The organism is Streptomyces sp. NPDC002446 (assembly GCF_053595675.1).
This window is the reverse complement of the sequence record NZ_JBSFYC010000024.1, coordinates 64912-86407: the sequence shown is the minus strand read 5'-3', so window position 1 is coordinate 86407 and position 21496 is coordinate 64912. Positions and strand designations below refer to the sequence as shown.

Genomic DNA, 21496 nt, shown 5'->3' with positions numbered 1-21496 from the left:
CTCCTCGCCGCTGAGGCGGTCACCCCGCCCCGCGCATCCGCCCCGCGCATCCGGTCGCCCGGCGCAGGCAACCGCGTCGCTCACAGGGACGTCTCGAAAGCCAGACGAAAGCCAGACGAGAACGATGAGAGTTGAGCAACTGGTGACGTTCGGGCATTCCCGCGATGCGTGTGGTGACGACTGGCCGCTGGTGGGGCGCGAATGCGAGCTCGCTGCCATCGACGCGGTGGCCGCCGACGTCCTCTCCGGCCGGGTCCGCGTCGTACAGCTCGAAGGTTCGGCCGGCATCGGCAAGTCGGCCCTGCTCAGCACCTGGTGGGAGCGTCACGAGCAGTTCCGGGTGCTGCGGGCCCGCTGCCACCCACTGGAGCGCGACTTCGCATTCGGGGCGGTGCGGCAGCTGTTCCGGCCCCTGCTGGCGGACGTCTCCGAAGCCGAGCGGGCGGCACTCCTGGCGGGGACCGGACCGGCCACGCTGCGGGCGCTGGACGATGCCGCCGCCACCGATCCACTGCCCGAGGCGGCGGACGTGACGGCCTCGACATTACGAGGACTTGACGATCTCGTCGCCCGGTTGTCCCGCCGGCAACCCCTGCTCCTGGCGGTCGACGCCCTGCAGTGGATCGACCGGCCGTCGCTGCGGTGGCTGGTCCACTTCGTCGGACGGGCCGACGGCCACCCCGTGCTGATCGCCGTGACCACCCGCAGCGCCGACGCCAGAAGGCTCGATCCGCTGTTCGCCGAGCTCGTTCGCCCCGCCAACTGCCACACCGTCGTCGTGACGGCGCTCGACCCGGACGACGTGGCGAAGCTGGTGCAGACGGTGTGGGGCGCCGAGGAGCCCGATGCGGCCTTCTGCGCCGCCTGCCACGCCGCCACCGGCGGGCACCCGCTGTTCGTCCGCGCGCTGCTCCACCAGGCGCGGCGCAGCGGGGTGCGGCCGACGACGGAGTTCCGGGACCGGATCCCCACGGTCACCCTGCCGAGTCTCGGCGCGGAGATCTCCCACCGGCTCTGTCAGGCCTCCGACGAGGTCGTGGAGGTGGCGCGGGCGCTGGCCTTCCTGGGGGACCGCAAACCTCCGGAACTGCTCGCCGCGTACTGCGGGACCGGGCGGGCCGTGGTGCGGTCCGCGGCACAGGACCTGCGGTCGCTCGGCCTGCTGCGGGCGGACGGCGACCCCCGCTTCACCCATCCCGTCGTACGCGACACCGTGCTCGGCACGCTCTCGCCCGAGGAGCTCGGTCTGGGCCACGCGCGCGCCGCCCAGGTGTCCTGTCTCAGCGGACGTCCCGACGAGGAGGTCGCGGCCCATCTGCTCGCGGCCGGCCCCGTGCACGGCTCCTGGGTCCTGCCGGCGCTGCGCAGAGCGGCCGCCGAGGCGATACGCCGGGGCGCACCGGAGACCGCCGTGACCTATCTGCGCGCCGCGCTGAACCAGCCCCTGGACGGCCCCGAACGTGCCCGGGTCCTCCTGGAACTCGGCATCGCGGCCAGCCACTACGACGCCGCCCTGGCCATCTCCTGTGTGACCAGCGCGCTCGAAGGGCTGCCCGACGAGAAGGCCCGCAGCGACGCCCTGGGAGTCCTGGCCTACTCCCTGCTCCTGTCGTGCGGCTCCCGTACGGACCTGTCGAGCGTGGACCGGAAGATCGCGGCGCTGTGCGACCGGCCCACGGCGGGCTCGGGGGCGGCCGATCGCGAGCTGGCGTTGCGGATGACCGCGCTGCGCTCCTGGATGGAGTTCGAGCGGCCGTCCGCTACCGGCCCGGCTCCGGAGCCGTCTCCTGGTGCGCCCGACGAACTGGCCGACCGCACCGCGGGGGAACGGCAACTGCTCGCGATACATGCCTTCGGCGCCCTGCGAGCGGCCGCGCCCGCCCCGTACGTCGCCGGGCTCATCGAGCGCGCCTCGGTCAATCTTCCGGCGTTCTCCCACGATCTGTTCCCGCTGCACTACTTCGTCGCCCAGACCCTGCTCTACCTCGATGACCTCGATACCGCGGAGCACCTCAACCGCCATCTGGCACGGGAGATCTCGGGCAAGGGCATGGAGCTGCTCGTCTCCTCCCTGATGGTCTACCAGGCCGCGCTGGCGCTGCGCCGCGGGAACATCGCCGCAGCTCTCCGTACGGCGCAGGCCGCCGCGGAGCAGGCTTCCCCCACCGGGAGGCTCCCGTACGCCCTGTCGCTCGACACGATCAGGATCGACGCACTTCTCGCTCAGGGCCGGATCGAGGCCGCCGAGCGGGTTGCGGCCGGGCATTCCGTCGGAGGGCAGGCGGACGTGGCATGGGCACGGCCGAGGTTCCTCCTGAGCCTGGCGGCCCTGCGCATCGCCCGGGGTGATCTGCGTGCCGGGCTCTCCCTGCTCCGCGAGTCCGGCCACTACAGCGAGGCGGCGGGGACGGTCAGCCCCGCGATCGCGCCGTGGCGCTCCCGTGCCGCGGCCGCCCATCTCGCCCTGGGGGACGCCAGATCGGCCCGTACGTGTGCCGAGCAGGAGCTCGAACTCGCACGGCGCTGCCGGATCCCGCGGGCCCTCGGGGTGGCGCTCCGGGGGGCGGGAGCGGCGACGGGCGGCCCCCAGGGGCTGGACATGCTGGCCGAAGCCGTGAACGTCCTCGGCGCCAGCCCCGCACGCCTCGAACTCGCCCGCGCCTTGAAGGACTTCGGGGACGCCCTGCTGCGGCAGGACGACAAACGCGGCGCCCGCAGGGCACTGCGCCAGGGCCTGGACCTCGCCGTCGAGTGCGGCGCCACGGTGCTCGCCACGCGGCTGGAGGAGCGGCTGCACCTCGCCGGCGGGCGCGTGGCACGATCCGGGGGCCCGGGAGTCCGCGTGCTGACGGCGGGGGAGGAGCGCGTCAGCGCGCTGGCGGCTCAGGGATACAGCAACAAACAGATCGCGGAACTGCTCTTCGTGTCGCTGCGGACCGTGGAGACCCACCTCACCGGCGTCTACCGCAAGCTCGGGATCACCGGTCGTCCGCATCTGGCGGCCGCGATGGCCGATGCCGAAAGAAACCGCAGCGGGAGGGATCCCGCGGACTCCTGAGACGCCGGCATCTGCCATCTGGCATCCGGCATCGCCGTATCCGAGGCGATTTGCTTGACGAACGAACCTCTCCTAGCCCCTCGCCCCGGCGTGAGGGGCTTTCGGTATTCCCGGGGGCAGTCGTCGGACCTGTGGTGCTCAGGCGTCGGGAGTCGTGGGTCCTCGTGGTCGAAAACCGTGGTTCGCGGTTTCTTCCGGCCTTCCTCGTGGTTGCCCCGAGGGCCTTACTCCGGGGACCGCAGTCTTAACCGGAACCAATTGATTTGGTTCCCCCTCCCATGACTTACTCAGAAAAGCAATGCAGTGGGAACTGCGCAAGAGGGAACTGCGCAAGACGGAACTGCGCAAGAAGGAGTGGCAACCGTGAAGGTTAACCATCGGGCCGTAATCGGTCTGCTCGCGGTGGGTGCCGCGTGCTTCTCGACCGTGCTCTCCGCCCCCGCCGCCTACGCGGGATCCGACAACTACATCCAGATAACCAACCACGCCGGCATCCTCGCCAACACCTGCTACAAGTGGCGCGGTGCCGAGGGCAAGAACTACTGCCACAACGTCCGGCCCGTGAACGACACCTGGAAGGCGTATTTCCCCGCGGAAGCGACCGGCGCCAAGATCGACCTCAGCGCGAGTGTGGTCACCTACGACACGGTGGACAGCGCTGTGGTGGCCGACACCAACACCAATCACTGCTTCGAGATCACCGGACTCGTCGACCGGCCGAAGCTCCAGGAAACGGGCTGCTGAAGGCAGGCATCGCGGGAGAGCACGGGGACGGACTCTCCTTGGCATCGGGTTTCGGGTTCCACCGGCAACAGAGTGAGGAACACATTGATCTCCGCATCCACATCCCGAATAGCTCTCGGCCTCGGCGCGGTGACTTTCGCGCTGGCCATGGCGGCACCTACGGCATCGGCTGCGCAAGGCGCAGGATTCACCGATGTCAATGGCCACACCGACACCTGGGTGGAGCAAGGCAGCCCCTCCGTCACCTACGACAACGGTTACCGGGTGGACTCTGCCGAAGAAGTCAAGCGTGCACTGGAACAGTGCAAGGACGGCAAGGTGTCGTGCGCTTCGACGACCGTGGAATCCAAGCAGGTCACGAAGTGGTTCGACGTCGACAACGCCGGAATGGGCATCGGTCCCATTCAGAACTGCAGCGGCGGTCAGGCGGAGATGAACCAGACGCTCAGCGGAAGCAAGACCTTCACCTGGGGGTGGAACGTCGGCGGCAGCGTCGATATCACCCTGGTGAAGGACAAGCTGGGAGTCGGCGCCTCCGCCCAGTACAGCGAGACCAACGCCGAATCGAAGAGCGGCGACATCAGGATCACCATCAAGCCCGGGCAGAAGGGGATGCTGATGATGGGCCATGACATGGAACAGCGGACCTCCGATGTGACGATCCAGGGAGGCGAGTTCGGCGGCGCGAAGATCACCGGGCTGCGCACCGAAATCCCGCTGAACGTGGCGGCGCGGGCGGACACCGACGTGGTCGCGTGCGGTGCCACGCTGAAGAACGGCCGCTGAGCCGCCGGCCCCGCTCCGCTCCGCTCCAACTCCACGAAGGGTCATCCTGTGCGGAACATCAAGAAATCGGCGGCCTATGGTGCCGCCGCCCTGGGAATGGCGCTGGCCGGCGCGGCGATGACGGCACCGTCCGCCGCCGCTGCGAGCTCGGGCAACTCCATCGGTTTCACCAACAACGGCTGGTTCCTCGTCGACACCTGCTACCACTGGAAGTCCTCGGCAACCCCGGATTCCTGCGACTACGCAAAGCCCAAGGGGACGGACTGGCGAGTGGAGATCCCCGATGACGCCCAGGGCGTCAGGGTCGAGGTCACGGTGGCGGCCCAGATCGGCGGCGGCAATGTGTCCCCCCAGATCACGGACCTGGGCCGCAGTCACTGCTATGAACTCAGCGGCTACACCTTCGCCCCGAAAATCAATGAGAAGGGCTGCTAGGACATGCTCGGACCATCGAAGCCGACGCTGAACTCCAGCGCACACAGCACACCGCGCAGGCTGACATTCGGTGCCGCCGCACTGGGCCTCGCCCTGGCCGGCGCGGTAATGACGGCGCCGTCCGCGGCGGCATCCTCGGACAACTACATCTCGTTCGAGCACAAGGCGGGGTCCCTCATCGATACCTGTTACGCCTGGCAGGGCCCGGACGGCATAGCGAACAAGAACTACTGCCAGCACGACAGGCCGATCGGCACCAGCTGGAAGGGCTACTTCCCCGCGGAGGCAACGGGAGTCACGGTCACCGTGTACTGGTCGGGAGGCTCACAGCCGCTGTACATCAACGAACCCGACAAGAATCACTGCTACAAACTCGAGGGCACGCTGGTGTCCGGTATTCACGTCCTCAAGGCGAACTGCTGACTCACCGCTGAGCCGCTCCCGGTGGTCAACTCCCGCCGTCACCAGCCGCAGAGGCCCTGCCAGGCATTGCCCGGCGGGGCCTCTGTCGCCATCGAGGAGACCGGCGAATACCGGTAGACAGCTGTTGACCCAGCGGAATGATTCAGCGGAATGACTCAGCGGAAACGGACCTTGCCGCTACGTAGTCGGAAAAATGCGGCGCGGCAGCCCCGTATGGTACGCCGATCAACTTTCGCGGTGGCAAAGCCAAGGCGTAACGTAGATCGCAGCGAGGGGGCTGCTTGAGTTGCTTGAGAGGAGAGGCCCATGCGCAAGCGTCTCTTCAGGGCAGGTGCTGTTACCGGCGCCGGGCTTTCGGGCCTGGTCATGGTGGTCGGCGGCGTGACCGAGACGGCCTTTGCCGCCCCGAATGCGTCCGCGCCGAGCCGGACGGCCGCGGTTCAGCACCCTCGGCTGGTACCGGAGGACTGCGGGGTGGTGCCGGTGAAGACGGTCGTCATGTCGCACGGCAAGGAGATCGTCGTGACCACGTGGAATTTCGCGTGCGTTACTTTCAAGCCGCCGCAGCCCACGAATGATGACCTTCCTCCCGCAAAGCATTAGCCAACGTGCTCAGAGCCGGTCCCGCCGCTTGAAAATGACGTACAAGTTCGTACAGATGACCGCCATCAGCGCGACGGACGGCGAAGAGTTGGTCGAACAGTCGTGCGGGCGTGCGGGTAAGCGGAAGCTGTCAGGGCCTGGTCGACTATCCGCGTGAACTCCCATCACCGCAGCTCACGCGGCACGTCTTCGTCGTCGGGGCACTCGTAGGCGGTTGCCGATCGATGGTTCAAGTCTCAAAGCCTGACCACAAGTTGCACACATCCCCTCTACATACTGGTCCCGATGGTCTAGATTGACCGTGCTTCAGCTGGTCGGTCACGAGGCGACCATTAATGATCTATAGGTCCGGCACTACGGACGGCCAGTAGTCGCGTCCCCGGGCCATAGGTGGGGGTGGTCAATTCTTGGAGCCCGAGAGGGGCCTTGGGTGCGGGGAGCGCCCGGGGTTTCGACGGTTCCCACGCACCTTGAGGGTCTGGCAGGACGTACAAGTCCGCTGCCGCCAGGGTGAGTTGTTCAAGTAGCGCTGCAGTAGCCGGGATGTGTCATGCGCGGGGGGCGGGGGCCTCCCCAGGGGAGGAACAGCGCGGCGCGGGGGGCGGGGGCCTCCCGAGGGGTGGAACAGCGGGGGGCGGGGGCCTCCCGGGGGGAGGAACCGTGTTGAGCGAGCACGTCGAGCCCGCTGGCAACTTGGGCGGGTCGGTGAAGCAGGGGGAATTATCCAGTTCTTTTCCCTCGGCGCGCGGGCGTCTGGAGAACGGGGCGATCCGCCGGCCTGTGATCGACTGGGAGCAGCGGTACCGCCGTACCGTGATCACCAGCGATACGGTGGCCACCGCCTTCGTGGTGGCGGCGATCGGCGGCTTCTTCGGGGTCCGGGACGCGGCCAACTGGCACGAGAAGTGGAGGATTCTCGCCTTCGGCACCGAGCTGCTGGTGCTGGGGGCGCTCGCGGTGAGCCGGGCGTGGGCTCCGGCCGTGCTCGGCCAGGGCGCCGAGGAGTTCCGTCGGCTCGGACGCTCACTGTTCACGGCGGCCGTCGTACTGGCGCTCAGCGGGATAGCCCTCACCTCGCGCAACATCAAACTCTGGATCTTCGTCGCGATCCCGGCGATCGCGCTCATCACCATGACCGAGCGGTATCTGCTGCGCCTCTGGCTGCACAAACAGCGGAAAGAGGGCCGGTGTCTGCGCCCGGTGCTCGCTGCCGGGAGCCTGGCCACCGTGCGCGACCTGATCACCCGCACCCGCAAGTTTCCGCACCTCGGCTGGCGGGTGGAGGCGGTGTGCACGGCGGACAGTCCCGGGCTCGACGGTGACCAACTGGACGGAGTGCCGGTCGTCGGCCGACTGGCCGACGTCGCGGGCCACGTCCACCGCAACGGCTACCGCGTCGTCGCGGTCACACCGGACCCGCACTGGTCACCGGACCGGCTGCAGCGGCTGGCCTGGAACCTCGAAGGCAGCGATGCCGAGATGGTCGTGGCCCCCGTGCTCATGGAGGTGGCAGGACCGCGGCTGCACGTCGACGCGGTGCTCGGGATCCCGCTGCTGCGGGTCAGCATGCCGACCTTCACCGGGGGCCGCCGGGCGGTCAAAGAGGTCGTCGACCGGATGGGCGCGGCGATCCTGCTGATCCTGTTCGCGCCGCTGATGGTGTGCGTCGGGCTGCTCGTGCTGGCGGACAGTCGGGGTGGGGCGTTCTACCGCCAGCGCAGAGTCGGCAAGGACGGCCGCGAGTTCACCATTTTCAAGTTCCGCACCATGGTCGCCGGGGCTGACGGGGTACGTGCCGCGCTGGCCCACCGCAACGAGGGTGCAGGGCTGCTGTTCAAGCTCCGCCGGGATCCGCGGGTGACCCGGGTGGGAGCGGTACTGCGCCGGTACTCGATCGACGAGCTCCCGCAGCTCTTCAACGTGCTCACCGGCTCGATGTCGCTCGTCGGTCCGCGGCCTCCGCTGCCGGAGGAGTCCGCCGCGTACGGCCCGGACATCCGGCGGCGGCTGCTGGTCAAGCCCGGGCTCACCGGCCTGTGGCAGATCAGCGGACGCAGCGACCTGCCGTGGGAGGAGGCGGTGCGGCTGGACCTGCGGTACGTGGAGGACTGGTCGCTCGCCCTGGACACAGTGATCTTGTGGAAGACGCTGCGTGCGGTGCTCCAGGGGCAGGGGGCCTACTGATGCGCGGCGGGCTGCGGCTCAACGGTCCCATCGGAGTACGGACTGCAGGCCAAAAGGGCCTGCCTGGGGGGAGGGACGGGTCATGAAGGTCAGCGTCTTAGGGCTCGGCTACGTGGGCTGCGTGTCGGCCGCGTGCCTGGCCAGCCAAGGCCACGAGGTCATCGGGGTGGACGTCAACCAGGCGAAGGTCGACCTGGTCAACGACGGCAAGGCCCCGGTGGTCGAGGAGCGGATCGGCGAGCTCACCGCCGAGGTCGTACGGACCGGAGCGTTGCGCGCCACCGTCGACGTCCGCGAAGCGATCATGGGCAGCGATGTCTCGCTGGTCTGCGTGGGCACACCGTCGGAGCCCAACGGCAGCCTGTGCACCACATATCTGGAGCGGGTCACCGAGGAGATCGGCGCCGCGCTGGCCGAGGGGGCCAAGCAGGGGGGTCGGCACACCGTCGTGTTCCGCAGCACCATGCTCCCGGGGACCTGCCTGAACCTGCTGGTACCGATCCTGGAGAAGTCCGCCGGCGGTACGGCCGGGGTGGACTTCGGGGTCGCGGTCAACCCGGAGTTCCTGCGCGAGGGCACGAGCGTGCGGGACTTCTTCGACCCGCCCAAGACCGTCATCGGCGAGCTCGACCCGGCGAGCGGCGACGTGGTGGCGGCGCTGTACGACGGCCTGCCCGGCGAGGTGTTCCGGGTGCCGGTCCCGACGGCCGAGGCGATCAAGTATGCGGACAACGCGTTCCACGGCCTCAAGATCGGCTTCGCGAACGAGCTGGGCGCGGTGTGCCAGGCGCTCGGGGTGGACTCGCACCAGGTGATCGACGTGTTCCTGGCCGACCGCAAGCTGAACATCAGCCCCGCCTACCTGCGGCCCGGCTTCGCCTTCGGCGGCTCCTGCCTGCCCAAGGACCTGCGCAGCCTGGTCCACGCGGCGCGGCGGGCCGATGTCTCGGTGCCCATCCTCGCCCATGTGCTGCCCTCCAACTCCGACCATCTGCAGCGCGCGGTGGACCTGGTCGAGCGCACCGGCAAGCGCCGGGTGGGCCTGTTCGGGCTGTCCTTCAAACCCGGCACCGACGACCTCCGCGAGAGCCCGCTCGTCGAGCTGGCGGAGCGGCTCTTCGGCAAGGGGTACGACCTGCGGATCCACGACGCCAATGTGAGCCTCTCCCGGCTGATGGGCGCGAACCGCGAGTACATCGAGACCCGGCTGCCGCACCTCGCGCAGCTGCTCGCGGAGTCCGTCGACGAGGTGCTCGAACACGCCGAGGTGTGCCTGGTCGGGACCAGGGACCCGGACGTGCTCTCGGCGCTGCCCCATGGCGACGGCCCGGTGATCGTCGACCTCATCCACCTCCCCGACGCCGATGCGCGCCGGGCCGAACCGGGGTACATAGGCCTTGCTTGGTGACGCAATAGGCGGCGACGGGCCGGCCCGTCGCGCGCTGATTCTGGTGGAGAACCTGTCGGTGCCGTTCGACCGGCGGGTGTGGCAGGAGTGCACGACGTTGCGCGACGCGGGCTGGGAGGTGCATGTCATCTGCCCCCGGGGGGAGAAGCGGGACAGGGAGCCGGAGGCGGTGATCGACGGGGTGCGGATCCACCGCTACCCGTTGCGCGCGGCCACCGGAGGGCCGGCCGGCTACCTGCGGGAGTACGGATCGGCGTTGTGGCACACGGTCCGGCTGGCCCGCAAGGTCGGCCCGGTCGACGTGGTCCACGCCTGCAACCCGCCCGACCTGCTGTTCCTGCCGGCACTGTGGCTGAAGCGGCGCGGCGCGCGGTTCGTCTTCGACCAGCACGACCTGGTGCCCGAGCTGTACCTCTCCCGGTTCGACCGCGGCGAGGACCTGCTCTACCGCGCCGTGTGCGCGCTGGAACGGCGGACCTACCGGGCCGCGGACATCGTGCTCGCCACGAACGAGAGCTACCGGGACGTCGCGCTGCGCCGTGGCGGCAAGCGGCCGGAGGACGTCTTCGTGGTGCGCAGCGCCCCCGCGGTCGAGAGGTTCCAACCGGTGCCGCCCGAGCCGGAGTTGAAGCGCGGCAAGCCTCATCTGCTGTGCTACCTCGGCGTCATGGGCCCTCAGGACGGCGTCGACTACGCCTTGCGGGCCCTTGCCAAGCTGCGCGACGAGCTCGGGCGGACCGACTGGCATGCGGTGTTCGTCGGCGCCGGCGACGCCTTCGACGCGATGGTGGCGCTGTCCCGGCGGCTCGGACTCTCCGAGCAGGTGCAGTTCACCGGGCGCATTCCGGACGCCGACCTGGTGCGCTACCTGTCCACCGCGGACGTCTGCCTCTCCCCCGACCCGCACAATCCGCTCAACGACGTGTCGACCATGAACAAGGTCCTGGAGTACATGGCGATGGGTCGCCCGATCGTCTCGTTCGACCTCCGGGAGGCGAGAGTCTCCGCCGGTGACGCCGCCGTCTACGCGCCCGCCAACGACGAGGCCGAGTTCGCCGGGCTCATCGCGCTGCTGCTGGACGATCCGGAGCGGCGGGCCCGGATGGGCAAGGTCGGCCAGGAGCGGATCAGCGGGCAGCTTTCCTGGCGGAACTCGCAGGCGTCGCTGCTCGCCGCCTACGCCGCCGCCTGCCGTGACCGCACTCCGGTGCCGGCGGGCGGTTCGGTCCGGGCTGGGAAGAGGCCCCGGCGTTGAGCGATGACACGATACGCCTGGTCACGATCGGGCGGATTCTCCGTCGGCGCTGGCGGCTTCTCGCCGTCGTCGCCGTGGTGGGCGCGCTCGTCGGCTACGGCGCCTCCCTGCTGTTCCCGCCGAGTTACACCACGTCGGCATCGGTGCTGCTGGCGGGGCAGTGGGAGGAGCGCGAGCTGCTGACCCAGGCGGAGATCGCCGCCAGTTCGGCGGTGGTCGACCGCGCGGCCGACACGCTCGGCTGGAGGGGCGTCAGCGGCAGCGAGCTGCTGGACCGGGTGAGCGCCAAGGCCGCCGACGGGAACATCATCAAGATCTCGGGTACGGCCGACACCCCGGAGCGCGCGCAGCGGCTCTCCGACCAGGTGGCCCAGCAGTTCGTCACCTTCGCCGCGCGGATCGCGGGCGACAACGCCGACCCCGACGCGGCGGGGCCCGAGGCACTGCGGCAGAAGGTGGTGCAGGCCGACCGCCGCATCACCGACCTGGCCAACGCGGCCGATCCGGGGCAGACCGTGGAGAGCGTGCAGGCCCGCACCGAGCTCGAAAAGCTGCGCACCGCGCTGCAGGAGGCCATGAAGAAGCTGGACGAGGCCGACCCGGCGAGCAACAAGGCCAACATGGTCGTCATGGGGCCGGCGGTCCGGCCGACCGGTGAGGCACCGCCGACGAGAGTGCAACTCATCGGCGCCGGGGCGCTGTTGTTCTTCCTGCTCGCGGTCATCGGCCATCTCGCCGCCGCACGGATGAGCCGCCGGCTGCGCACCGAACCGGAGATCGCCGCGGCGCTGGGCTCGGCGCTGCTGGGTACCGTCGACGTGCCGGGAGAACGGCCCGCGCACCGGCCCGAAGGCCGTGGCCCGCGGGCCTGGCTGCGCCGGATGCTGGGCGTGGACACCCGGTGGGACATACCGGCCCCGCGGATGTCCGGCGACGAGACCAGCAGGCGGATCCGCTACGGGCGGGTGTGCGCTCGCCTCCGGGAGAAGCTGCCGGCGCCCCGGCGGCTGCTGGTCGTCGTACCGGACGGCGACGAGATCGGCCGCCGGGCCGCCGGGCTGCTCGCCGCCGAGGCCGAGAGCGATCCTTCCCCGAGCGTGCTGCGGGTGGTGGGGGTTTCGGTGTCCCGGCCGCTGGTGCCGGACCGCGGCACCGAGTCCGGTGCCCTGGTCGTGCTCAGCGCGGGCAGCTGGACCGCGGGGGAGCTCGCCGGCATCGCCGAGGCGTGTGCGGACGCGGGGCATGAGGTCGTCGGCATCGTCGTCGCCGGTACGGTCCGGGCCCGTCCGACACGGTCTGCCGGCCATCCTCCGGATGACGCCACTTCGGCGCTCGCGGGTCGCGGCCACGCGACGGGAGGTGCGGTGTGACGACGCGTACGACTGCGGAGCCGTCGGCCGCCGCTCCGCTGCTGGACCTGCACGCGCTGGTGGTGGCGGTGCGCAGGCGCCGCCGCCTCTGGTGCTCCATGGCGCTGCTGGGGCTGCTGGTCGGCGCGGCGGTGGCGGTCCTGCTGGTGCCGCCGCCGACCGCGGTGACCAAGGTGCTGGTCGCGCATCAGGAGGACCAGCCGAACGACACCGGAACGCTGATCCGCACCGACGTCGAGCTGCTGGGGACCACCCGGATCGCCGGCGAGGCCCTGCGGTCCCTCAAGTCCCCGGAGAACCCGGAAGACTTCATGCGGGACTACCGGGGCACCGGCTTGACCAACAACCTGCTGCAGATCGAGGTGACGGGTCACAGCGACACGGAAGCGGTGGCCCGAGCCGAGGCGGTGGCCGATGCGTTCGTGGCGGACCATGTGAAGCGGATGCGGGAAGCCGCGAAAGCCGAGGCCAAGGCCCTGCTCGACCAGCGTGACCGCATGCGGAACGAACTCGCCAGGACCAACAAGGCGATCGGAGACCGGTCGCCGGAGAGCGACCCGAAAGCGTCGGCGAGCATCGAGTCGCTCTTCGCCCGCCGGGCCGAGCTCAACTCGCGGATCGCCGATTTCGCCCAGCGCGCCGAGGAAGCGCGCATCGGCACCCCCAAGCTCATCACCGGCACACAGATCGTGGACGCCCCGCGCGCGGTGCGGCACTCCCTGCCCAGGGCCGCTGCCACCCACGCCGCGATCGGGCTCGTCCTCGGGCTGGTCCTCGGGCTCGCGGTGGCCGCGGTCGGCGCGGTGGTGGCGGACCGCCCCGTGCTGCGCCGGGAGATCGCGGCGAACCTGGGCGCCTCGGTCATCGCGGAGCTGCCCCGCGTGCCCCGCCGGCCGGCCGGGCTGTGGCAGAGCCGACAACACCGCGCGGCACGCGAACGGCTCACCACGACCCTGGCCCGCACCGTGCGCAGCTCCGCGGAACCGGTGTCGCTGCTGGAACTGGGCTGTGCGCGCAGCACGAGCCTGATCGCCCTGAACGTCGCCAGGGCACTGGCGGCGGAGGATCCGGTGGTCATCGTCGACGGTCTGCCCGGCCCGCAGCTCGCGGGCAGCCGCCGGAAGCCGGGCGACCCGGCCGTGGTCAGCGGCGAGCGTGCCGCGGCCGTGCCGCCTCAGGTGCGCAGGATCGGCGTCGGCTCGGTCGCGCCCGGCACGGCGTGGACCGACCTGCAGTACCTCGGTGGCCGGACCGTGCTCGTCGTGCGTGCCGGGCACGGCAGCGCCGCATGGCTGCACACCGTGGCGCGGCAGCTCGCCGACCAGCGCGTTCCGGTGATCGGGGTGGTGCTGATCGACCCCGATCCGCGTGACCGGACCGACGGCACGCTGTGGGACGGGCTGCACATCGCGCTGCGGGGCCGCAGCGAGCGGCCGGCCCGGCAGAACGGTGGGGGTACCTCCCCCGCCGTTCAGGCAGTGGGGGAGGGCGGGCTGCGGACCGAGCGGCTGTCGATGGCGGCCGGGCGAGCCCCGGACAGCGACCAGGAGGCGTGGTAGGACATGTGTGGCATCGCAGGCACTTACCGATGGCCGGACGGGAAGGCCGTGGCCGACCGGCTCACCGATACCCTCGCCCACCGCGGCCCGGACGCGGCGGGCCGGTACAGCCACCCCGCCGGTGACGGCGAAGTGCACCTCGGGCACCGCCGGCTGGCCGTCATCGACCTGTCCGAGACCGGCGCCCAGCCGATGGTCTCGGGCGGCCTCGCCCTTACGTACAACGGCGAGCTGTACAACGCGCCCGAGCTGCGCGCCGAGCTGGCAGCCGCCGGGGTGCGCTTCCGCGGTACCTCCGACACCGAGGTGCTGCTGGAGGCCTGGCGGCGCTGGGGCACCGACTGCCTGCCCCGGCTGCGCGGCATGTTCGCGTTCGGGATCTACGACGAGCGAACCGGTGAACTGGTCCTCGCCCGCGACCAGTTGGGCATCAAGCCGCTGTTCCTGCTGAGGCGCGGCGAGGGTGTGGTGTTCGCCTCCGAGCTCAAGGCGCTCGCCGCCGTGACCGGCGGGTCGCTGCAGGTGGACCATGCGGCGCTGGTGGCCTCGCTGCTGTACTACTGGGTGCCGGACTCGCGCTGCGCGTTCCGCGAAGCGGAGAAGCTGCCGCCGGGGAGCTGGCTGCGGTGCCGGCCCGACGGCCACGTGGAGCGCGGCCGGTTCTGGAACCTGAAGGACGTCGCCGCCGAGGGCCGGGAGCGGGCCCGCAGCGGCGAGCAGCCGGATGTCGCCGCTGTCGTCGAGGAGTCGACTCGACGCCACCTGCTCTCCGACGTACCCGTGGCGACCTTCCTCTCCGGCGGGCTGGACTCCAGCTACCTGACCGCGCTGGCGGCCCGCCACCAACCCGGGATCTCCGCCTACACGATCGGCTTCCGCGCCGAGGACGCCAGGTTCGAGGCGATGCCGGACGATCTGCGCTATGCCCGGCAGGTGGCCGAGCGGTTCGGCGTCGACCTGCACGAGATCGAGATCGCCCCGAACGTACTCGACCTGCTGCCGCAGATGACGTACCACCTGGACGAGCCGATCGGCGACCCCGCCGCGATCAACACCTTCCTGATCTGCTCGGCCGCCCGGGAGGCCGGGGTCAAGGTGATGCTCTCGGGGATGGGCGCCGACGAGCTGTTCGCCGGATACCGCAAGCACCTGGCCAACCTGCTCGCGCTGCGCTACCAGCGCGTCCCGCGGCCCCTGCGGCGCGGCCTGTCCAGGGCCGTGGACCGGCTGCCGGTCGCCACAGCCCGCCGGGGGTACCGGTCGGTGCGCTTCGCGAAGCGGTTCCTCTCCTTCGCCGATCTGCCGGAGGAGACCGCGTTCCGCCGCAGCTACACCATGTACGACCAGGACGAGCTGCTCGCCCTGGTCGATCCGGACCTGGCGGGGACGGTCGACGACGTGCTGACCGAGCATGCGGACGTCTACCAGGACAACGACCTCGACGACTTCGTCAACCGCATGTGCCTGGGCGACGCCCGGATGTTCCTGCCGGGACTGAACCTCACGTACACGGACCGCTCCAGCATGGCCGCGTCGACCGAGGTGCGGGTGCCGTATGTGGACGTCGAGGTGGTCAGGGCGGCGTTCGCGGTACCCGGCGATCGCAAGATCGTCGGACGGCAGGGCAAGGCCGTCCTCAAGGAGGCGGCCACCTCGGTCCTGCCCCGGGAGATCGTGTACCGGCCCAAGGGCCTGTTCAGCGCCCCGCTGCGGGCCTGGATGAGCCGGGATCTGGCACCGCTGGTGCGCGAGGTGGTCAACGACGGCGTGCTCGTCAACTCCGGGCTGCTGCGCCGCGACGCGCTGGCGCGCATGGTCGCCGAGGACGCCGCCGGGCAGCGGGACTTCTCCAAGCATCTGTGGCACGTACTGACCCTCGAGTACTGGTATCGCGGCGCGACCTCTGGGTCCGGCCAGAGCACTCGGTGAACGGCTTAGGAATCAGAGGAGTTCGGGTGAAACAGGTTGTGCAGAACTACAAGAGCGGCGAGCTGACGGTGCTCGACGTGCCGGTGCCGGGGTGCAAGCCGGGCGGTGTGCTGGTCCGCACCGCCTACTCGCTGATATCCACCGGGACCGAGCTCATGAAGGTGTCCGAGGCCGGCATGTCGATGCTGGGCAAGGCCCGCTCCCGGCCTGACCAGGTGGCCAAGGTCGTGCAGAGCGTGGCCACCAACGGGGTGCCCGCCACCTACCGCAAGGTGATGGGCAAGCTGGACTCCTACACGCCGCTGGGCTACTCGCTGTGCGGGGTGGTCGAGCAGGTCGGCACCGGGATCGACGAGGTGAAGGTCGGCGACCTCGTTGCCTGCGCAGGCAACGAGCACGCGCTGCACGCCGAGCTGAACTGGGTGCCGAAGAACCTCTACACCCCGGTGCCGGACGGCCTCGCGCCGCGGCACGCGGCCTTCGGCACCGTCGGGTCGATCGCGTTGCAGGGCGTCCGCCAGGGCGAGCCGCAGCTCGGCGAGGTGGCGCTGGTCATCGGCCTCGGCCTGATCGGGCAGCTGGTCGTGCAGCTTCTTGCGGCCTCCGGGGTCCGCGTCGTCGGTGCCGACCCCGACCCGGTGCGCTGCGCGCTCGCCGAGCGCCTGGGCGCCGTGGCCTGCGGCGATCCGGCGTCCGCGGCGGTGGAAGCCGCCGTCGCCGAGCTCACCGGCGGTCACGGAGTGGACCAGGTGTACCTGGCCGCCGGCGGCGGCAGCAACCAGCCCGTCGAACTGGCCGCCCGGCTCTGCCGGGACCGCGGCCGGGTCGTCGACATCGGCAAGTGCCGCCTGGACCTGCCGTGGAACGCGTACTACGAGAAGGAGCTCGACGTCCGGTTCTCCCGGTCGTACGGTCCCGGTCGCTACGACCCGGAGTACGAACTCGAAGGGCGCGACTACCCGATCGGCTATGTGCGCTGGACCGAGCGCCGCAACCTGGCGTGCTTCCTCGATCTCCTCGCCCGCGGCCGCGTCGACGTGGAGCCCCTGGTCTCCCACGTCGCCGACTTCGACGACGCCGTCGAGACGTACCAGCGCCTGAAGGACGGCGAATTGAAGGCCGTGGCGGTGCTGTTCCGGTACCCCGAGCACGCGGAGGAAGGGAAAGCGGAAGCGGAGGCCCCGGCGGTGGCGGTGCCCGCGGTGCGGCGCGGCGGCAAGGCGTCCACCCCGGCCCGGTTCGCCAAGATGCCGGTGCGCCTTGCGTTCGTCGGCGCGGGAAACTACGCGACGTCGATGCTGCTGCCGCACCTGGCAGGGCGCGAAGGCGTCGCGTTGTCGACCGTCGTCACCACGACGGCGCTGTCCGCGGCCAACGCACAGCGGAAGTTCGGCTTCGCCGAGGCGACCACCGATCTCGACGCCGTGCTCGGCGACAAGTCCATCGACGCGGTGTTCGTGGTCACCCGGCACAGCTCGCACGCCGAACTGACCCGGAGGGCGCTGCTGGCCGGCAAGGCGGTGTTCGTGGAGAAGCCCCTGGCCCTCGCCGAGGACGAGCTGGCGGGCGTACTCGCGGCGGTGGAGGAGTCCGGCAACGACCGGCTGCAGGTGGGCTTCAACCGCCGGTTCGCGCCGCTGCTGCAGGAGGCCAGAAAGCGGTTCGGCGCCCGGACCGGTCCGGCGAGCCTGCGCTACCTGGTCAACGCGGGCCGGCTGGAGCACGGCAGCTGGTACCTCCAACAGGGCAGCGAGGGCTCGCGGTTCGCCGGCGAGGGCGGGCACTTCATCGACACGGCGAGCTGGCTGCTGGAGGCCGACCCGGTCTCGGTGTACGCGGTCGCCACGTCCGGCAACGAGGACCTGCAGGTCGTGCTGCGCTACCCGGACGGGTCCACCGCCACCATCAGCTATGTCACCACCGGCTCGTCCGGCTTCCCCAAGGAGACGCTGGACCTGATCGCGGACGGCAAGGTGCTGCGGCTCGACGACTTCGTCCGGGCCTCGGTGTACGGGCGCAAGCGGTGGGTCTCCTCTCGGCTGCCCAAGGCCCGGGACAAGGGCCAGAACGCCGAACTGGCCGCGTTCGTCAGGGCCGTGCGGACCGGCGGGCCGATGCCGGTGCCGCTGGAGTCGCTGGTCGCCACCACGGCGGCCACCCTCGCCGTGCAGACCGGCCTGGCCGGCGGCGCGCCGGTGACGTTGGCGAGGGCGCGATGACTGTGAACTCGGGGAGTCCGGGCTGGTACCTGCGACGCCTGTCCCGGATGGGACCGCAGGAGGTCGCGGGCCGGGTGGGCGACGCGGTGCGCAGGCGGCGGTGGCGGTCGGCGCGGCCCAAGTGCCCGAGCGGGACCGGCGCCCGGTTCACCGCGGTACTGCCCGCCGGGGCGATCACCGCCGTGCCGCCGGACGCCGCGAAACGTCTCATCGCCGAGGCGGACCGGCTGATGGCCGGGCACGCCGAGTACTTCGGGGTGGACCGCGACGACCTGGCCGACCCGGACTGGTGGTACGACCCGAAGACCGGGCGCCGGGCTCCGTGGGGCTACGCCTTCGACGTGCCGTACCGGAACGAGGACGCGGTCGGGGACATCAAGCAGATCTGGGAGCCGTCCCGGCACCAGTACCTCACCGTGCTCGCCGCCGCCTACGCGATCACCGGGAACGAGCGGTACGCCGAGCGCGTGGCCGAGCACCTGCGGTCCTGGTGGGCGGCGAACGCGCCGCTGCGCGGGGTGCACTGGATCAGCGGTATCGAGCTGGGGATCCGGCTGCTGTCCTGGGTGTGGATCCGCCGGCTGCTCGACGGCTGGCCGGGCGCGGCCGGGCTGTTCGAGGGCAACCCGGTGGCGGTGAACCAGATCTGGCACCACCAGCGCTGGCTGGCCGCCTTCCCCAGCCGGGGGTCTTCGGCGAACAACCACGTCATCGCCGAGGCCGCCGGGCAGTTGGCCGCGGCCTGCGCGTTCGGGTGGTTCCCCGCCTCGGCGCGCTGGCGAGCCGGTGCGCTGCGGTCGCTGGAGCGGCATCTGCGCAGCAACACCTTCGGCTCCGGCCTCAACCGCGAGCTGGCCACCGAGTACCACGGACTGGTGCTGGAGCTCGGCCTGGCCGCGGTGGCCGAGGCGGACGCCGCCGGTGTGCCGGTCCCCGCGTCGATCCGGCAGGTGCTGCTGCGGATGACGGACGCGCTCGCGGCCATCGTGGACAACCACCTGCGGCCGCCGCGCCAGGGGGACGCGGACGACGGGCACGGTCTGGTCGTGGACGGCGCGGGCACCGACCGCTGGGCCTCGCTGCTGGCCACCGGGGACGCCGTGTTCGGCCGGCTCGCCTGGTGGCCGGCGGCGGGTGGCACCGATGTGCGCACCCCGCTGCTGGCCGCGCTCATCCAGCCGTACTCGAAGAATGAAACCGCACCGGCAGTGCCCCGCCCGGCAAGCCGACCGGCCCACTTCGCCGACGCGGGCATGACGATCCTGCGCGGACCGGAAGGGACGGGAGAGATCTGGTGCCGCTGCGACGGTGGTCCGCACGGCTTCCTGTCCATCGCCGCGCACGCCCACGCGGACGCGCTGTCCGTGGAGGTCCGGCACGACGGGGTCGACGTGCTCGCCGACCCGGGGACGTACTGCTACCACGGGCAGCCCGAGTGGCGGCAGTACTTCCGGTCGACGCTCGGCCACAACACCCTGCAGCTGGACGGCGGTGACCAGTCCGTCTCCGGCGGCCCGTTCCTGTGGACCCGGCAGGCCCGCAGCCGCGTCCTGGCCGTGGACACATCCGGCGCCTTTGACGGGGGGACGGCCCGCTGGTGCGCCGAGCACGACGGCTACCAGGGCTCCGTGCACCGCCGCCGGGTGGAACTGACCGCCGAGAGCCGGGAGTTGCGGGTGGTCGACGAGGTGCGCGGCCCGCGCCGGGCCGTGCGCCTGGCGTTCCACCTCGGCCCGGCGATCACCGCGGACCTGGAAGGGAACCGGGCACAGCTCACCTGGACCCGGGACGGCGAGGACCGCTCCGCCGTACTCGACCTGCCCGGGCAGCTGACCTGGCGGGCGCATCGCGGCGCGACCGAACCCCCGCTGGGCTGGTACTCCGCCGGCTTCGGACGCAAGGAACCCGCCACCACGCTCGTCGGCACCGGCTTCACCGACGGCGCGCAGGGGTTCACCACCGTGCTCGGGTTCCACGGCTAGGGGGGCGCGTGGGGATCAAGAGACGGCATGGGGCGTGGGCGGCGGCACCGCTGGCGCTGGCCCTGCTGGCGACCGGCTGTGTGAGCGCGCCGGGCGCCCCGGCGGCGGAGCCGACCGCTGCGCCGCCCACGTCCGCGGCCCGGTCCGTGGCCCGGGTGTGCGCCAAGCCCGCGGCCGGGCCGGCGAAGGCGCCGGCGGGCGCGGTGACGGTCGACCCCGCGGTGGTCGGTGACCTGGCCGCGAAGACCAAGAGCAGCCCCCCGAACACCACGTTCTGGCTTCGACCGGGCAAGCACCGGCTCGCATCGGACCGCTACGCCCAGGTCGTCCCCAAGAAGGGGAACCGCTATCTCGGCGCGCCGGGCGCGGTGCTCGACGGCCGGAAGACCAACCAGTACGCGTTCAGCGGTACCGCCCGCGACGTCACCCTCCGCTACCTGACCGTGCAGGGTTTCGTCCCGCCGCACAACGAGGGCGTGGTCAACCATGACTCGGCCGACGGGTGGGTGATCGAGCATGCGACGGTCCAGCACAACTCCGGCGCCGGGCTGATGGCCGGTGCCCGCCAGCGGGTCCGCGCCAGCTGTCTGCGCGGCAACGGTCAGTACGGCATGAACGCGTACAAGTCCACCGGCCGTATCAGCGGCCTGGTGGTCGAGGGCAACGAGATCGTGGACAACAACCGCGACGACTGGGAGCGGCGGCGGAAGGGCTGCGGCTGCACCGGAGGCATCAAGTTCTGGGCCGTCAACGGCGCCGACGTACGCGGCAACTGGGTGCACGACAACCGCGGAGCCGGGTTGTGGGCGGACACCAACAACAACGACTTCCGCATCGAGGACAACGTGCTGGAGGCCAACGACGGTGCCGCGCTGATCTATGAGACCAGCTACAACGCGGTCATCCGGAAGAACACGATCCGGCGGAACAACTGGGCCGAGGGCCGCCGGTCCGCCGACCGCGGCGACAACTTCCCGTTCGCGACCGTCTACCTGTCCGAGGCCGGCGGCGAACCACGGATCCGGGCCCGCACCGACAAGATCGAGATCTACCGGAACGTGCTGGAGAACAACTGGTCAGGGATCACCCTGTGGGAGAACGCCGACCGGTTCTGCAACAGCCCGGCCAACACCTCCTCCGGTGACTGCACCTTGCTGGTGCGGCACCCCGACCGCTGCGCGCGGCCGGCGATCGCCAAGGCTCCGCTCTACGCCGACTGCCGGTGGAAGACCCAGCGGGTGGACATCCACGGCAACCGCTTCGTGCTGGACACCTCCGTCGTCGACTGCACGGACAAGTGCGACCGCATGGCGGTCCTCGCCAACTACGGCACCTATCCGGACTGGTCGCCGTACCAGGGCGAGCGGGTGGCCGAGGCGATCACCGGCAAGCAGCGCAACCGCTGGCACGACAACGTCTACCTCGGACCGTGGAAGTTCGTCGCCCACGACCCGAGCCGGGTGCTCGACTTCGGGCAGTGGCAGGGCATGCCGTACCGGCAGGACGCGGGCAGCACCTTCCGCGCACGGGACGGTGGTTGA

General features: G+C 70.9%; 15 protein-coding genes. All 15 read left to right on the top strand.

Annotated features, from left to right (window positions below):
- Positions 1-124 precede the first annotated feature (124 nt).
- The 15 genes from ACWD6P_RS16350 to ACWD6P_RS16280 all read left to right on the top strand — a co-directional run bounded on the left by ACWD6P_RS16350 (position 125) and on the right by ACWD6P_RS16280 (position 21496).
- A complete protein-coding gene (locus ACWD6P_RS16350; RefSeq protein ID WP_451444753.1) occupies positions 125-3058 on the top strand; it encodes a helix-turn-helix transcriptional regulator in 2934 nt (977 codons plus the stop codon).
- A 363-nt stretch (positions 3059-3421) separates the two neighbouring features.
- Entirely contained in the window at positions 3422-3802 is a 381-nt protein-coding gene (locus tag ACWD6P_RS16345) for a hypothetical protein (RefSeq protein WP_451444752.1), read from the top strand.
- Positions 3803-3931: 129 nt separating this feature from the next.
- The gene (locus ACWD6P_RS16340; RefSeq protein ID WP_451444751.1) at positions 3932-4588 is read left to right on the top strand and encodes a hypothetical protein; all 657 of its coding nucleotides are present in this window, start codon (positions 3932-3934) and stop codon (positions 4586-4588) included.
- 48 nt (positions 4589-4636) lie between these two features.
- The gene (locus tag ACWD6P_RS16335) at positions 4637-5023 is read left to right on the top strand and encodes a hypothetical protein (RefSeq protein WP_451444750.1); all 387 of its coding nucleotides are present in this window, start codon (positions 4637-4639) and stop codon (positions 5021-5023) included.
- 3 nt (positions 5024-5026) lie between these two features.
- Complete coding sequence (locus tag ACWD6P_RS16330; protein ID WP_451444749.1) at positions 5027-5446, top strand: hypothetical protein; 420 nt, start codon at positions 5027-5029, stop codon at positions 5444-5446.
- Positions 5447-5752: 306 nt separating this feature from the next.
- A complete protein-coding gene (locus ACWD6P_RS16325; RefSeq protein WP_451444748.1) occupies positions 5753-6049 on the top strand; it encodes a hypothetical protein in 297 nt (98 codons plus the stop codon).
- Between the two features lie 705 nt (positions 6050-6754).
- Positions 6755-8233 carry a sugar transferase gene (locus tag ACWD6P_RS16320; RefSeq protein ID WP_451444769.1) on the top strand — a complete coding sequence of 493 codons (1479 nt, stop codon included), beginning with the start codon at positions 6755-6757 and terminating at the stop codon, positions 8231-8233.
- An 82-nt stretch (positions 8234-8315) separates the two neighbouring features.
- Entirely contained in the window at positions 8316-9641 is a 1326-nt protein-coding gene (locus ACWD6P_RS16315; protein ID WP_451444747.1) for a nucleotide sugar dehydrogenase, read from the top strand.
- Positions 9631-10896 (top strand): glycosyltransferase family 4 protein, encoded by a 1266-nt coding sequence (locus tag ACWD6P_RS16310; protein ID WP_451444746.1) that lies wholly within the window; start codon positions 9631-9633, stop codon positions 10894-10896. The genes ACWD6P_RS16315 and ACWD6P_RS16310 overlap by 11 nt, the downstream gene beginning before the upstream one ends.
- Positions 10893-12266, top strand: a complete 1374-nt coding sequence (locus ACWD6P_RS16305) for a Wzz/FepE/Etk N-terminal domain-containing protein (protein WP_451444745.1) — start codon at positions 10893-10895, stop codon at positions 12264-12266. Before ACWD6P_RS16310 ends, ACWD6P_RS16305 begins: the two co-directional genes overlap by 4 nt.
- Positions 12263-13825 (top strand): Wzz/FepE/Etk N-terminal domain-containing protein, encoded by a 1563-nt coding sequence (locus ACWD6P_RS16300; protein WP_451444744.1) that lies wholly within the window; start codon positions 12263-12265, stop codon positions 13823-13825. The genes ACWD6P_RS16305 and ACWD6P_RS16300 overlap by 4 nt, the downstream gene beginning before the upstream one ends.
- A 3-nt stretch (positions 13826-13828) precedes the next feature.
- Entirely contained in the window at positions 13829-15754 is a 1926-nt protein-coding gene (asnB, locus tag ACWD6P_RS16295) for an asparagine synthase (glutamine-hydrolyzing) (RefSeq protein WP_451444743.1), read from the top strand.
- Positions 15755-15780: 26 nt separating this feature from the next.
- On the top strand, positions 15781-17973 hold the full coding sequence (locus tag ACWD6P_RS16290) for a bi-domain-containing oxidoreductase (protein WP_451444742.1): 2193 nt from the start codon (positions 15781-15783) through the stop codon (positions 17971-17973).
- Complete coding sequence (locus tag ACWD6P_RS16285; RefSeq protein WP_451444741.1) at positions 17970-19955, top strand: alginate lyase family protein; 1986 nt, start codon at positions 17970-17972, stop codon at positions 19953-19955. Before ACWD6P_RS16290 ends, ACWD6P_RS16285 begins: the two co-directional genes overlap by 4 nt.
- Before the next feature lie 8 nt (positions 19956-19963).
- Complete coding sequence (locus ACWD6P_RS16280) at positions 19964-21496, top strand: right-handed parallel beta-helix repeat-containing protein (RefSeq protein WP_451444740.1); 1533 nt, start codon at positions 19964-19966, stop codon at positions 21494-21496.

Coding starts and splice junctions, on each gene's coding strand:
- ACWD6P_RS16285 (WP_451444741.1), top strand. CDS start 17,970: ATGACTGTGAACTCGGGGAGTCCGGGCTGGTACCTGCGACGCCTGTCC.
- ACWD6P_RS16330 (WP_451444749.1), top strand. CDS start 5,027: ATGCTCGGACCATCGAAGCCGACGCTGAACTCCAGCGCACACAGCACA.
- ACWD6P_RS16325 (WP_451444748.1), top strand. CDS start 5,753: ATGCGCAAGCGTCTCTTCAGGGCAGGTGCTGTTACCGGCGCCGGGCTT.
- ACWD6P_RS16315 (WP_451444747.1), top strand. CDS start 8,316: ATGAAGGTCAGCGTCTTAGGGCTCGGCTACGTGGGCTGCGTGTCGGCC.
- ACWD6P_RS16350 (WP_451444753.1), top strand. CDS start 125: ATGAGAGTTGAGCAACTGGTGACGTTCGGGCATTCCCGCGATGCGTGT.
- asnB (WP_451444743.1), top strand. CDS start 13,829: ATGTGTGGCATCGCAGGCACTTACCGATGGCCGGACGGGAAGGCCGTG.